This window comes from Acidocella sp. C78, from assembly GCF_907164655.1.
The window spans coordinates 23,176-35,704 of sequence record NZ_CAJQZK010000006.1; the positions used below are offsets into that span (position 1 = coordinate 23,176).

13 protein-coding genes and 1 pseudogene are annotated in these 12,529 nt (G+C 67.6%); 4 read left to right on the top strand and 10 right to left on the bottom strand.

Translation table 11 applies throughout. From position 1 onward, the window contains the following. The first annotated feature begins 60 nt into the window (after positions 1 to 60). Positions 61 to 1,509 carry a lyase family protein gene (locus ACIDOCELLA78_RS000000101965; protein WP_201728159.1) on the top strand — a complete coding sequence of 483 codons (1,449 nt, stop codon included), beginning with the start codon at positions 61 to 63 and terminating at the stop codon, positions 1,507 to 1,509. On the opposite strand, the gene ACIDOCELLA78_RS000000101970 is transcribed toward ACIDOCELLA78_RS000000101965, so the two are convergent. Continuing rightward, positions 1,428 to 2,396 carry a LysR family transcriptional regulator gene (locus tag ACIDOCELLA78_RS000000101970; protein ID WP_201728160.1) on the bottom strand — a complete coding sequence of 323 codons (969 nt, stop codon included), beginning with the start codon at positions 2,394 to 2,396 and terminating at the stop codon, positions 1,428 to 1,430. The two genes, ACIDOCELLA78_RS000000101965 and ACIDOCELLA78_RS000000101970, sit on opposite strands and share 82 nt — an antisense overlap. Before the next feature lie 98 nt (positions 2,397 to 2,494). Between ACIDOCELLA78_RS000000101970 and ACIDOCELLA78_RS000000101975 the strand changes: the two genes are divergently transcribed. Together ACIDOCELLA78_RS000000101975 and ACIDOCELLA78_RS000000101980 are read left to right on the top strand one after the other, a co-directional pair. Then, positions 2,495 to 2,920 carry a DoxX family protein gene (locus ACIDOCELLA78_RS000000101975; protein ID WP_201728161.1) on the top strand — a complete coding sequence of 142 codons (426 nt, stop codon included), beginning with the start codon at positions 2,495 to 2,497 and terminating at the stop codon, positions 2,918 to 2,920. Next, entirely contained in the window at positions 2,920 to 3,702 is a 783-nt protein-coding gene (locus ACIDOCELLA78_RS000000101980; RefSeq protein WP_201728162.1) for a class III extradiol ring-cleavage dioxygenase, read from the top strand. Before ACIDOCELLA78_RS000000101975 ends, ACIDOCELLA78_RS000000101980 begins: the two co-directional genes overlap by 1 nt. Here ACIDOCELLA78_RS000000101980 and ACIDOCELLA78_RS000000101985 read toward each other — a convergent pair. From ACIDOCELLA78_RS000000101985 to ACIDOCELLA78_RS000000102010, 6 genes and pseudogenes are all read right to left on the bottom strand, one after another. Beyond that, the gene (locus ACIDOCELLA78_RS000000101985) at positions 3,678 to 4,871 is read right to left on the bottom strand and encodes an MFS transporter (RefSeq protein ID WP_201728163.1); all 1,194 of its coding nucleotides are present in this window, start codon (positions 4,869 to 4,871) and stop codon (positions 3,678 to 3,680) included. The genes ACIDOCELLA78_RS000000101980 and ACIDOCELLA78_RS000000101985 overlap by 25 nt on opposite strands. A 77-nt stretch (positions 4,872 to 4,948) precedes the next feature. Then, positions 4,949 to 6,478: a monocarboxylate uptake permease MctP gene (mctP, locus tag ACIDOCELLA78_RS000000101990; RefSeq protein WP_201728164.1), complete on the bottom strand. Its 1,530-nt coding sequence runs from the start codon at positions 6,476 to 6,478 to the stop codon at positions 4,949 to 4,951. A gap of 12 nt (positions 6,479 to 6,490) precedes the next feature. After that, positions 6,491 to 6,697 (bottom strand): DUF3311 domain-containing protein, encoded by a 207-nt coding sequence (locus ACIDOCELLA78_RS000000101995; protein WP_174502592.1) that lies wholly within the window; start codon positions 6,695 to 6,697, stop codon positions 6,491 to 6,493. A gap of 51 nt (positions 6,698 to 6,748) precedes the next feature. After that, positions 6,749 to 7,362, bottom strand: a pseudogene (gmk, locus tag ACIDOCELLA78_RS000000102000) (guanylate kinase). A 6-nt stretch (positions 7,363 to 7,368) separates the two neighbouring features. Beyond that, complete coding sequence (locus ACIDOCELLA78_RS000000102005) at positions 7,369 to 8,277, bottom strand: YicC/YloC family endoribonuclease (RefSeq protein WP_201728165.1); 909 nt, start codon at positions 8,275 to 8,277, stop codon at positions 7,369 to 7,371. Beyond that, entirely contained in the window at positions 8,274 to 9,290 is a 1,017-nt protein-coding gene (locus ACIDOCELLA78_RS000000102010) for a site-specific DNA-methyltransferase (RefSeq protein WP_201728221.1), read from the bottom strand. The genes ACIDOCELLA78_RS000000102005 and ACIDOCELLA78_RS000000102010 overlap by 4 nt, the downstream gene beginning before the upstream one ends. 208 nt (positions 9,291 to 9,498) lie before the next feature. On the opposite strand from ACIDOCELLA78_RS000000102010, the gene ACIDOCELLA78_RS000000102015 reads away from it, so the two are divergent. Further along, the gene (locus tag ACIDOCELLA78_RS000000102015) at positions 9,499 to 10,269 is read left to right on the top strand and encodes an enoyl-CoA hydratase-related protein (protein WP_201728166.1); all 771 of its coding nucleotides are present in this window, start codon (positions 9,499 to 9,501) and stop codon (positions 10,267 to 10,269) included. A gap of 106 nt (positions 10,270 to 10,375) precedes the next feature. Here ACIDOCELLA78_RS000000102015 and egtD read toward each other — a convergent pair whose 3' ends face one another. Genes egtD through ACIDOCELLA78_RS000000102030 form a run of 3 tightly spaced genes read right to left on the bottom strand, consistent with a single transcriptional unit; the run spans position 10,376 to position 12,497 of the window. Continuing rightward, positions 10,376 to 11,317, bottom strand: coding sequence for an L-histidine N(alpha)-methyltransferase (gene egtD / locus ACIDOCELLA78_RS000000102020; RefSeq protein ID WP_201728167.1), 942 nt, complete (start codon positions 11,315 to 11,317; stop codon positions 10,376 to 10,378). After that, the gene (locus ACIDOCELLA78_RS000000102025; protein ID WP_307850877.1) at positions 11,260 to 11,778 is read right to left on the bottom strand and encodes an SUMF1/EgtB/PvdO family nonheme iron enzyme; all 519 of its coding nucleotides are present in this window, start codon (positions 11,776 to 11,778) and stop codon (positions 11,260 to 11,262) included. Before ACIDOCELLA78_RS000000102025 ends, egtD begins: the two co-directional genes overlap by 58 nt. Beyond that, entirely contained in the window at positions 11,685 to 12,497 is an 813-nt protein-coding gene (locus ACIDOCELLA78_RS000000102030; RefSeq protein ID WP_283770818.1) for an SUMF1/EgtB/PvdO family nonheme iron enzyme, read from the bottom strand. The genes ACIDOCELLA78_RS000000102025 and ACIDOCELLA78_RS000000102030 overlap by 94 nt, the downstream gene beginning before the upstream one ends. Positions 12,498 to 12,529: the final 32 nt, after the last annotated feature.

Below are 12,529 nucleotides of genomic sequence, written 5' to 3' on the forward strand. Positions count from 1 at the left end.
CGCCACCAGCCTCGCCCCTGCCCGCTTTAACCGGCGGGAGCGGCACGCCATGTGATTTTGATGAGCACCGGGCCAGAAAGACTGCGTGACGTGCCGGTCGGCATCGATGCGACCGGCACCCGCACCGAGCATGATTCGATGGGCGCGATCAAGGTGCCGGCGGATCGCTACTGGGGGGCCCAGACCCAGCGCAGCCTGCGCCATTTCGCCATCGGCGAACGGATGCCGCTCGCGCTCTACCGTGCCTATGCGCTGGTCAAGAAGGCGGCGGCCCAGGCGAATGCCGAGCTTGGCGCGCTGCCCGGCTGGAAGGCGGCGGCGATCGTCCGCGCCGCCGAGGACGCCATGGACGGCGCGCTGGACGATCATTTCCCGCTGCATGTCTACCAGACCGGCTCGGGCACGCAGTCCAACATGAATCTCAACGAGGTGCTGGCCGCGCGGGCGAACCAGATGCTCGGCGCCGAACCCGGCGCGCACGCGCCGATCCACCCGAATGACGACGTCAACCGTTCACAATCCTCCAACGACACCTTCCCCACGGCGATGCATGTCGCGACCCTCGCGGCGCTGGACGAAGATGTCATTCCCGCGATCGACGCGCTTGCCGGCGCCATCGAGGCCAGGGCCGCCGCCTGGATGGACATTCCCAAGACCGGCCGCACCCATCTGCAGGACGCGGTGCCGCTCACCGTGGGGCAGGAATGGTCGGGCTACGCGCATCAGCTTCGCGATGCGCTGGCGCGGGTGGAAGCAACGCGCGGCGGGTTGCTCGAACTCGCCGCCGGTGGCACCGCGGTCGGCACCGGCCTCGCCGCCCCCGCCGGCTTCGGCCGGGCGATCGCCGCGCGCATCGCCGCGATCACCGGAAAACCCTTCGTCACCGCGCCGAACAAGTTCGCGGCGCAAGCCTCGCTCGATGCGATGGTGGCGACGATGGCCGCGCTGCGCGGCCTCGCCGTGGCACTGATGAAGATCGCCAACGACATGCGCTGGCTCGCCTCCGGCCCGCGCTGCGGGATCGGCGAGCTCGTGCTCCCCGAGAACGAGCCGGGTTCCTCGATCATGCCGGGCAAGGTGAACCCGACCCAGTGCGAGGCGCTGGTGATGGTCTGCATCCAGACGATCGGCGAGGACGCGGCGGTCGCCTTCGCCGGCAGCCAGGGCAATTTCGAGCTGAACGCGATGCGGCCGCTGATCGTCAACAACGTGCTCCGCACCTGCCGGACCATGACGGAATCCTGCACCGCCTTCCGCCGGTTTTCGGTCGAGGGGACCGAACTGAACCGCACGCGGATCGATGAACAGCTCGGCCGCTCGCTCATGCTGGTGACAGCACTGAGCACAGAGATCGGCTATGACCGCGCCGCCGCCATCGCCCATCACGCGGCGGAACACGGCCTGACGCTGCGCGCGGCCGCGACCGGCTATGGCGGGGTCGACCCCGCGACGTTCGACCGGCTCTGCGATCCGGCAACACTCGTCGGTGCCGGGGTGGCGGGCGCCTGAACCCGCCCGGCAAACACTGGCGCCGCCGCGCGCATCCTGGCCGCCACAGCATCGGCCACGGCGCGGATCCGCGGCACGTCGCGCGTATCCTCGTGCTGCACCAGCCAGATTTCCCGCTCCGGCAGAGGCGGTGAATCAAGCCGTGTCAGCCCCGCGCCGGCCGCGACGTGATGCCCGAGCACGGCGATCCCGAGCCCGGCGCGGACGGCGGCGAGCTGGCTCACCCGGCTGTCGGTCCTGAGGGCGACGACGGCTTTCGGCGCCATCGCCGCCAGGGCATCGAGTTCGGGATAGGCGCCGGTCTCGTCGCGCGACAGGATCAGCCGGTGCCCCTCGCCTGCGCTCCCGGGCAGGGCGGGCGCACGATGCGCGGCGAGATAGGCCTCGCTTGCATAGAGGCCGAACGATACCGTGCCGATCCGCCGGCCGAGCAGCGACTGCCCGCGCGGCCGCGCCAGGCGGATTGCAAGATCGGCCTCGCGCGCCGCCAGCGAAAAGGTCCGGTCGTCCGCGATCAGCTCGACCACGATCCCCGGATAGCGGGACGCAAGATCGCAGAGAGCGGGCATCAGCACGGCGGAGGCGAAATCGGCGACGGTGGTCAGCCGCACCATGCCTTCCAGCCGCACATCCCGGCCGCTGACCGCGCGCTCGGCCGCCAGCGCCGCCGCCTCCATCCGCTCCACCTCGGTGCGCGCCGCCTCGCCGGCAGCGGTCAGCCGGAAGCCCCGCGGCGTGCGCTCCAGCAGCCGAACCCCGGCCCGCGTCTCCAGTGCGGCGAGCCGCCGCCCCATCGTCGATTGCCGCACGCCGAGCCGCCGCGCCGCCGCCGACAGCGTGCCCTCGCGGGCAATGGCAAGAAAACTGCGCAAATCGTCCCAATCCATCTTCGGTCCTATGCGAATTCGCATGATGATAACCAAAAATTTTGATATTACCCAACTATTATCGCATGGTTATCTGTGCGGCGAAGGAGATTACGCACATGGACCCGACAATCGACACCCGAACCGCCGGCTACGGCGCGCTGCTGCTCCGCCTGACCCTGGGCTTCCTGTTCTTCGCCCATGACTGGCTGAAATACGCCATCTTCACCCCTGCCGGGACGGAACATTTCTTCGCCAGCCTCGGCCTGCCGGGCTGGTTCGGCCTGTTCGTCATGCTCTGGGAACTGGCGGCCGGCATTGCGCTGGTGCTGGGGATCTGGGCCCGCCTCGCCGCGCTGCTGATCGTGCCCGACCTGATCGGCGCCATCGCGCTGGTGCATATCCATAACGGCTTCTATTTCACGGCGAAGGGCGGCGGATGGGAATATCCCGCGTTCTGGGCAATCGCCCTCGTGGCGCTCGCCCTGATCGGCGATGGTCCCTATGCCCTCGTCCCGACCCCGTTCGGCCGGAGGAGCGCGTGATGCAACCCGTTCTCTTCGTCAGCCACGGCTCGCCGATGCTGGCGCTGACCGAAACCCCGGCGAGGAACTTCCTCGCCGGGCTCTCCGGCATAGTGCCCCGGCCGCGCGCCATTCTCGTTGTCTCCGCGCATTGGGAGACGGACGCGCCGATGGTCAATGCGGTGGCCCGCAACGAGACCATCCATGATTTCTTCGGCTTCCCCCGCGCGCTCTACCAGCTCGCCTATCCCGCGCCAGGCGATGCGGCGCTGGCACAGCGCATCGCCGCCCTGCTCGGCGAGGCCGGTTTCCCGGCCGGGCTCGACCCGGAACGCGGGTTGGATCATGGCGCGTGGGTGCCGCTGCTACTGGCCTTTCCGGCGGCCGATATTCCCGTGCTCCAGCTCTCGGTCCAGACCCGGCTCGGCCCGCACCACGCTTTCGACATCGGCCGGGCGCTCGCGCCGCTGCGGCGCGAGGATGTGCTGATCCTTGGTTCCGGCAGTTTCACCCATGATCTGCGGCGGTTCCGCGGCCAGCCGGTCGACGCGCCGGAGACGCAGGACGTGACGGCATTCAGCGCCTGGATGGACGAGGCCATTGCCGGCAACGACATCGGCGCCCTGCTCGACTATCGCGCCCGCGCGCCGCATGCGCGTGACGAACACCCGACCGAGGAACATCTTCTGCCGCTCTTCGCCGCGATCGGCGCCGGCGATGGCGGCGCGGCGCGGCGGCTGCACAACTCGACCGAACACGCCATCCTGCGGATGGACGCCTACGGGTTCGGTCTTCCGACCTGATACCGCACCGCCCAGCGCAGCGGGATCAGCGAGGCGAGCAGCAGCAGACCGGCGACGACGAGGGCGGTGCCGGATTGCGGCACGTCCGCCGTGCCGTCAGGCCCCAGCGTCGCCGCATAGATCGTGGTGAACAGCAACGGGCCGACCAGCGCGGTCAGCCCGTTCAGGCTGGCGAGCAGCCCCTGCAAGCGGCCCTGCTCGCGCCCGCCGATCCGGTGCGCCATGATCCCCTGCACCGCCGGCATCGCCAGCCCCCAGGCCGAGAGTACCGGCACGCCGATCCAGAACACTCGCGAATCGGGCGCGAGGCCGAACAGCACAAATCCGGCAGCGCCGCCGATCAGGCCGAGGATGAGCGTCCGCGGCTCGCCGAGCCGGCGCACCATTGGCCCGACCATCACACCGCCGACCACGGCAAACCCCACCCCGGCGGCGGCGAGGGCGGCACCGATCAGCAGTGGGCGCCAGCCGAACCGCTCCTGCACGTAGAGCACCATGACCGACGGCACCGCTTGCAGCGCAAGCGTGCCGAGCGCGTAGATCGTCGCCGGGGCAGCCACGCCCGGCCGACGATAGAAGCTCAGCGCATCCAGCGGGTTGAGGCCCCGCCAGCCGATCCGCCGGCGCCGGCGCGGCGCCAGCGATTCCGGCAGCGCGACCAGGCCATACAGGAAATTGGCAAGGGAAAGTCCGGCGGCGAACCAGAATGGCAGCCGCAGCGAAACCGCACCGAGCAATCCGCCGAGCGCTGGTCCGAGCACAAAGCCGATCGCCGCGGCAACACCAGAAACACCGAACGCCGCCGCCCGGCGCTCCGGCGGCGTGACATCGGAGATATAGGCGTTGGCGGCGGCGATATTGGCCGAGGACGCGCCGGAGAGAATGCGCCCGGCGAGCAGCCAGCCCACCGAGGGAGCCAGCGCCATCACGGTGAAATCCACCGCCTGCCCGAGACAGGAAAGCAGGATGACCGGCCGCCGGCCGAACCGGTCGGACAGCGCGCCCAGCATCGGCGAGGCGATGAACTGCATCGCCGCCCAGGCCGCGCCAAAAGCGCCGAAGACATGCGCGCTGAGCACCGACCGGCCGCCCACAAGTCCGGTGATGAGCGCGGGCAACACCGGCAGGACGATCGCCATGGCCAGCATATCCAGCAGGATCGTGGCCATGATGAAACCGAAAGCGGCCCCGCGCCGGCGGGGCGTGGAGCCGCTCATCGGCGATGGCGCGGGGCGTGCGCCATTCCTCAGGCGTAGTCGGCGCTGCTGGTGATGTCGCGCGTGCGGTCCGACTTGATGGCGTGGAACACCGGCGACAGCACGGTGGCCACGAGCACGTTCACGACGAAGGTCGCCAGCGCGATGTAGCAGGGGAACGTCAGGCCGCCGATATGGAACGGATAGATCGATCCCTTGAGGTGGTTGAGCAGTGCGAAATGCGTTGCCAGCCCGATGCCGACGGCCCAGCCCACCAGCAGCGCCCAGCCATTGTAGAACCGGGTGAACAGGCTGAACACGATGGCCGGGAAGATCTGGATCATCCACATGCCGCCGAGCAGCTGCAACTGGATCGCGTATTTCTGCGGCAGGCCGAAAATGAAGATCAGCGCGCCGATCACCATCACGATCGAGAACAGCTTGGCGATCTGCGATTCGGCGCCGGGCGACATGCCGGGGGCAACGAACTCTTTCCAGATGTCGCGGGTGAAGATGTTGGCCGAGGCGATCGCCATGATCGCCGCCGGCACCAGCGCACCGATGGCGATGGCCGCGAAGGCAACACCGACGAACCAGCCCGGCAGCGTCTGGATCAGCAGCGCCGGCACCGCAAAGCTGGGCCCGTAGGTCTTGAAGCCGGCCGCGAATTGCGGCGCCGCGGCGACGCCGGCGGCGATCGCCATGGCGCCGAGCAGCGTGATCAGGCCGAGCATGAATGAGTAGGCCGGCAGAATCACCGCGTTTTTCCGCACCGTCTCGCTCGACCGGGCGGAGAGAATGCCGGTCAGCGCGTGAGGGTAGAGGAACAGCGCCATGGCCGAGCCCAGCGCGAGTGTCGCATAGCCCGAATAGATGCCCGTGGTGTGCGGGCCAGGGGCCGCCAGCAGCAGCTTCGCATGCGCAATCTTGGCGAAGATGTTTCCGAACCCGCCGAGCGAGGACGGGATCGCGATGATCGCGACGATGATCGTCAGATAGATCAGCGTATCCTTGACCACCGCGATCATCGCCGGCGCGCGCAGGCCCGACGTGTAGGTGAAAGCGGCCAGCACGAGGAAGGCGAGGATCAGCGGCAAATGGCCGCCAAACCCGGTGCCGAGATTGAACGCGCCGATCACCACCTGCATGCCGACGAGCTGCAGCGCGATATAGGGCATGGTCGCGATGATGCCGGTGATGCCGACGGCCAGCGCCAGCCAGCGGTTGCCATAGCGGCCGCGAACGAATTCAGGCCCGGTGACGAACCCGTATTTCGCCGCCACCCGCCACATTTTCGGGAACACGACATACAGGATCGGATAGGCGATGATCGTGTACGGCACCGCGAAGAAGGCAATCGCGCCAGCGCCGAACATCAGCGCGGGCACGGCGATGAAGGTATAGGCGGTGTAGAGGTCGCCACCGATCAGGAACCACGAGATCAGCGTGCCGAACTGGCGGCCGCCAAGCCCCCATTCGTGAAGCTGGCTGAGATCGCCGCCGCGCCAGCGCGCGGCGAAGAAGCCCAGAACCAGGACGGCGATGACCAGAACGGCAAAGACAATGCCTGCAGCAAGCATGATTCGGGCTCCTCAGCTCTCGACGCGCCAGACGATCCAGATCAGGATCGCCGACAACACGACCCAGAGGAGCTGGTACCAGTAGAAAAACGGAAAGCCGGCGATTTCCGGCTTTGCGTGATTGAAGAATGGAACCCACAGCGTGGCCACGAAGGGCACCACGAGTAGGATCCGCCAGAACGAAACGCGTGGCTTACGCTCCGTATTGTCATCGGGCATGGGGTAGCTCCGTTTTTCAGTGGGTGTCGATTACGACACTGTTACAGCCCTTTAGACAGACTTGCCTTCCGGCGGCAAGGCTTCCTCAACAATCCGTGAGGTTGCCAGCCTGCAAGCGCGCCGGATGGCCCGCAGATCCGACAGGGCGGCAGCGAAGTCCGTGTTCTCGATGATGAAATCGAATTCCATCTGGTGGGCCAGCTCGCTATCGGCTTCCTCCATCCGGCGCTCGATGGTCTCGGCGTCGTCGCCGCGCGCCACGAGGCGCGCCCGCAGCTCGTCGACGCTGCGGGTGCGGATGAAGACCCCTACCACATCCTTCGGCAGGGCGTTGCGGAGCTGGCGAAACCCCTGCCAGTCAATGTCGAACAGGATGTCCGCCCGGCGGCCAGCGCCGCCTCGACCGGCGCGCGGGGCGTGCCGTAGCGCCGACCGAACACCGTCGCGTGTTCGAGAAACGCGCCAGCCTCGACCATGGCGGCGAACTCTTCGGACGATTTGAAGAAATAGTGTTCGCCATCGACCTCACCGGGCCGCGGCGCGCGCGTCGTCGCACTGATCGACAGCGACATCCACGTATCACCTTCGAGCAGGGCGCGCGAGAGCGAGGTCTTGCCCGCGCCAGAGGGGGCGGCGAGCACGAGGCACATGCCACGCCGCTTCATGCCGGCCTACTCAATGTTCTGCACCTGTTCGCGGAGCTGCTCGATCGTTGCCTTGAGGTCGAGCCCGATCGCGGTCAGCTCCAGCGAGGCGGATTTGCTGCACAGCGTGTTCGCCTCGCGGTTGAATTCCTGCATCAGGAAGTCGAGCCGGCGGCCGACCGCCACGGCGTCGGCGAGCAGCGCGCGGGCGGCGCCGACATGCGCGTCCAGCCGGTCGAGCTCCTCGCGCACATCCGATTTCGTGGCGAGCAGCGCGATTTCCTGGGCGAGCCGCTCCTGTGGCAGCGGGTCGGCATCACCGAGCAGGTCGGCCAGCGCCGCCCGCAGCCGGGCGCGGTGCTGTGCCGCCTGTTCCGGCGCATGGGCCCGTGCTGCGGCGATCAGCCGCTGGATCGCATCGAGCAGGTCGCTGGCGATTGCGGCAAGCCGGCCGCCCTCCTCGCGCCGCGCCTGGTCGAGTGCGGCGAGGGCCGCATCGAACCCGGCCGCGAGAGTGGCGGCGAGAGCTTCCTGCTGCGCCGCCTGCGCGTCATCGGCGGCTTCATCAGCAAGGGCGGGGCGGATCACGCCGGGCAGGGCCAGCAACGCCTCGGCGCGCGGCACCATCGCCCCGGGAATCCGGTCCGACAGCGCAAGGGCGTGGCGCAGAAACCCTTCGAGCGCCGCTTCATCCACCATCATCGCCACCGGGGCCTCGCGCCTGAGTGTGAGCGTGGCCGAAACATTGCCGCGCTTGAGCCGCTTGCCGGCCGCATCGCGCAGCGCCGGCTCGAGCGCGTCCAGCCCCGCGGGCAGGCGCAGCCGCAGATCGAGCCCGCGGCCGTTCACGCTGCGGATTTCCCAGACGAAGCTGGCATTGTCATGGGTGCCCGCGTGGCGGGCGAAGCCGGTCATCGAGGCGAGAGACTTTGTCATGGGCGCAGCGTTTCGCGCACATGATCGAGGGCGACAAGCCGCCCCTCGCGCTCGACATGCCAGAAGGTCCAGCCATTGCAGCTCGCCGCATTCTGTACCGCCGCGCCAACCTGATGGATCGAACCGCGATGGGTGCCGGCGATGATGCTGGCATCGGCCGCGACGGTGGCGCTGACCCGGCGCAACCGGTCGTGCAGCACCGTGCCCGGCGGGATCATGCCCCGCTCGACCAGCACGCCGAAGGCGATGCGCGGCGCATCGCGCCGGCTCGGCATCGCTTTCGTCAGATGCGCCGGCGCCGCCCGCATCTGACGCAGCCGGGCCCAGCCGGCCTCGACATAGGCCGGATGCCGTTCGATGCCGATGAAATGCCGGTTGAGCCGTTTGGCCACCGCCGCCGTCGTCGCCGTGCCGGAAAACGGATCGAGCACCACATCGTCAGGATTGGTCGCCGCCAGGATCACCCGGTGCAACAGCGCTTCCGGCTTCTGGGTGGGATGCAGCTTCAGCCCGTGCTGGTTGCGCAGCCGTTCGCCGCCGGTGCAGAGCGGGATCGTCCAGTCGCTGCGCATCTGGGTGTCGTCGTTCAGCGACTTCATGGCCTGGTAGTTGAAGCGGTAGCGCGACGTCCGCTCGCGCGCCGCCCAGATCAGGGTCTCGTGCGCGTTGGTGAAGCGCCGGCCGCGGAAATTCGGCATCGGGTTGGTCTTGCGCCAGATCACGTCGTTGAGGATCCAGAAACCGAGATCCTGCATGATCGCGCCGAGGCGGAAGATGTTGTGATAGGAGCCGATCACCCAGATCGTCGCGTCCTTGTGCATCAGCCGCCGCGCCTCGCCGAGCCAGGCGCGGGAGAATTCGTCATAGGCCGCGAAATCGCTGAACTTGTCCCAGTCGTCGTCGACACCGTCGACCACGCTGTCATCCGGCCGGCGAAGCTCGCCGCGCAGCTGCAGGTTATAGGGCGGATCGGCGAAGACGCAGTCGATCGATGCGTCCGGCAGCATGCGCATCGTCTCGACGGCATCACCCAGCAGAAGCTGATCGAGCGGCAATTCGCGAATGGCGGTCAAGGGCAATTTGGGCCTCGGTTTGTCTCTCCCTCCTATACCTGACGAACCCGCCGTAGTCGCGTCAATGCCCGATTCGCATCCGGGCGGACGAAGCGGGTTGCATCATCGGCGAATTGGGCCATCCTGCCGCAACAATGCGGAGGATTTCATGCCCTACGAAATGATCATCACCGAAACCGACGGCGCCGTGGCGTTCATCCGGCTGAACCGGCCCGAGGCGCTCAACGCGCTGTGCGACCAGCTCATGACCGAGCTGGGCGACGCGCTGCGCAGCTTCGACGCCGATGCCGCGATCCGCTGCATCGTCCTGACCGGCTCGGAACGCGCCTTCGCCGCCGGCGCCGACATCAAGGAAATGGCCGACCGCGCCTGGCCGGCAACCGGGCTCGACGATTTCATCGGCCGGTCGTGGGAGGTGGTGACCACCATGCGCAAGCCGGTGATCGCCGCGGTCGCGGGCTATGCGCTCGGTGGCGGCTGCGAGCTGGCCATGATGTGCGACATCATTCTCGCCGCCGATACCGCGAAGTTCGGCCAGCCTGAAATCGCCATCGGCGTGATCCCGGGCGCCGGCGGCACCCAGCGCCTCACCCGCGCCATCGGCAAGTCTAAGGCGATGGAAATGATCCTCACCGGCCGGATGATGGATGCCGAAGAGGCCGAACGCGCCAATCTGGTCGCCCGGGTCGTGCCGGCGGCGGAACTGATGGCGGAGGCGACGAAACTCGCGAAGCGGATCGCCGGCATGTCGCCCGTCGCCCTTCTGCAAGCCAAGCGCAGCATCAACGCCGCCTTTGAAACCACCCTGTCCGAAGGCGTCAAATATGAGCGGGCAGCCTTCCTGCCGCTGTTCGGAACCCCGCATCAGCGCGAGGGGATGCAGGCCTTCATCGCCAAGCGCAAGCCGGATTTCGCCTGACCCTGGATGTTCCCCGTCTCCCGCGCCCGGCCGTCAGCGATGCAGGCGAAGGCGATAAGAGCGGGCGCCGGGGCTGAAAATTCGAGGGGGCTGAAAATTCGAAGTCTCAGGATCGCGACACCAGGAGCTGGACGGAGAACAGACGATCCGGATCCGTCCAGCTTTCGGCCACAATCCAGCCGGCCTGCGCGGCCAGCGCGGCGAAGCGGGCCTCGGAAAACTTGTAGCTGTTCTCGGTGTGGATCGTCTCGCCGGCGGCGAAGTCGATCCTGAGCCCGGCAAGGCGCACGCTCTGCGGCACCCGACTTTCAAGATGCATCTCGATCCGGCGAAACCTGTCATTCCACACCGCCCGGTGGCGGAACAGCGCGGGGTCGAAATCGGCCTCCGCCTCCCGGTTCAGCCGGGTGAGGATGTTGAGGTTGAACGCCGCCGTCACTCCTTCGGCATCGTCGTAGGCGGGGATCAGGATATCCAGCGATTTTTCGAGATCCACCCCGATCAGCAGCGGCGATCCGGGCCCGAGCGCCGTGCGCGCCCGGGCGAGAAACGCGACCGCCTCGTCATGATCGAGATTGCCGATCGTCGATCCTGGAAAGAAGCCGAGACGCTGCAGTCCCGCAATCGCCGCCGGCAGGCGCACCGGGGCAAGAAAATCGGCGGCGAGCGGATGCACCGCGATCGCGGGATGACGCCGCCGCATCCGTGCGGCAAGCGCGGCCAGCGCCGGGGCGGCAATATCGATCGGCACATAAGCGGCGCTCTCCAGCGCCCCGAACAGCAATTCCGCCTTCTCCTCGTCGCTGGCGCCATATTCGACCAGCGCCGCACCGGGTTCCACCCATGCGCCGAGCGCCGCCGCAACCCGCGTCAGCAAGGCGCGCTCGGTGCGCGTCGGGTAATATTCCGCGAGCCGTGTGATCGCCCCGAACAGGGCGCAGCCGGCCTCGTCATAAAACAGTTTGGGCGGAAGGCTCTTGCGCGGCGCCGTCAGCCCGGCGAGCGCCTCGGCGACGATACCGGCCTCTGGCGATGCAAGACCCGACACCGTTCAGCAGTCCCACGCGAGACGAAGCCCGCGAACTGCCAGCGTTTGTCCGGATGGAAGAAGTTCCGATAGCTCCGCCGCGCGTGCCCTTCCGGCGTTGCCATTGAAGACCCGCGGAGAACCATCTGATTTATCATGAATTTCCCATTATATTCACCGATCGCGCCGGCAACCGGCCGGAATCGCGGATAGGGGCGATAGGCGCTTTCGGTCCATTGCCAGACATATCCGGTCATCTCCGCGAGGCGCGGATCCGCCGCCGCTGCTTCCCACTCCGCCTCGGTCGGCAGTCTGGCGCCGCGCCAGCGGGCGTAGGCGTCCGCCTCATACCATGAAACATGCATCACCGGAGCGTCGGGATCGAGCCTCAGCACGCCTTCGGGCCAAAGCTGGACCAGACATCGTTGTCGCGCCGCCAGTAGAGCGGCGCCGCCCAGCCGCCAGCGCGCGCCGCTTCCCATCCATCCGCCATCCACAGCGTGCTGGTCCGGTATCCGCCTTCCGCCATGAAGGCCAGCCAGTCGCGATTGCGTACAAGCCGGTCGGCCAGGCGATAGGGTTCCAGCCAGACTTGATGACGGGGCCCTTCATTATCGAAATGGAACCCGGCCTCGGCGAACCCTATCTCGACGAGCCCGCCCGGAAAATCGACGAAACCTTCGCCGCCGGGCACCGCCGGCGGCCGGGTGAAATGGGGAACCGGCGCCGGAGCGAAACGGTTCTGGGCAAAGGCATGGGTGATGTCGGTAACCAGCAGTTCCTGATGCTGCTGCTCGTGATTGAGGCCAAGCACCACCAGATCGGCCGGGGCCCCGCCACGCTCGATCAGCTCCCGCATCGCGGTGTCAACATGCGCGCGATAGGCGGTCACCCGCGCCCCCTCGGGCCGGGTGATCAGCCCGCGCTCCGGCCGTGGTTGCCGTTCACCAACCGACTCGTAATAGGAATTGAACAGGTATTGGAACGCCAGATCGAACACGCGATAGCCGGGAGCGTGGGGCAGCAACACGAACTGCTCGAAAAACCAGGTGGTGTGGGCGCGGTGCCATTTCGCCGGGCTCGCATCCGCCATCGACTGGATGCACTGATCCTCGGCGGAAAGAGCCCGCGCCAGATCCTCGGTATGGGCGCGAACTTGTTCGTATGACCGAACCAGGCCGGGCGGGGTATAGCCATCCATCACAAATCCCTCCGATGCCTGGACCCAGACTG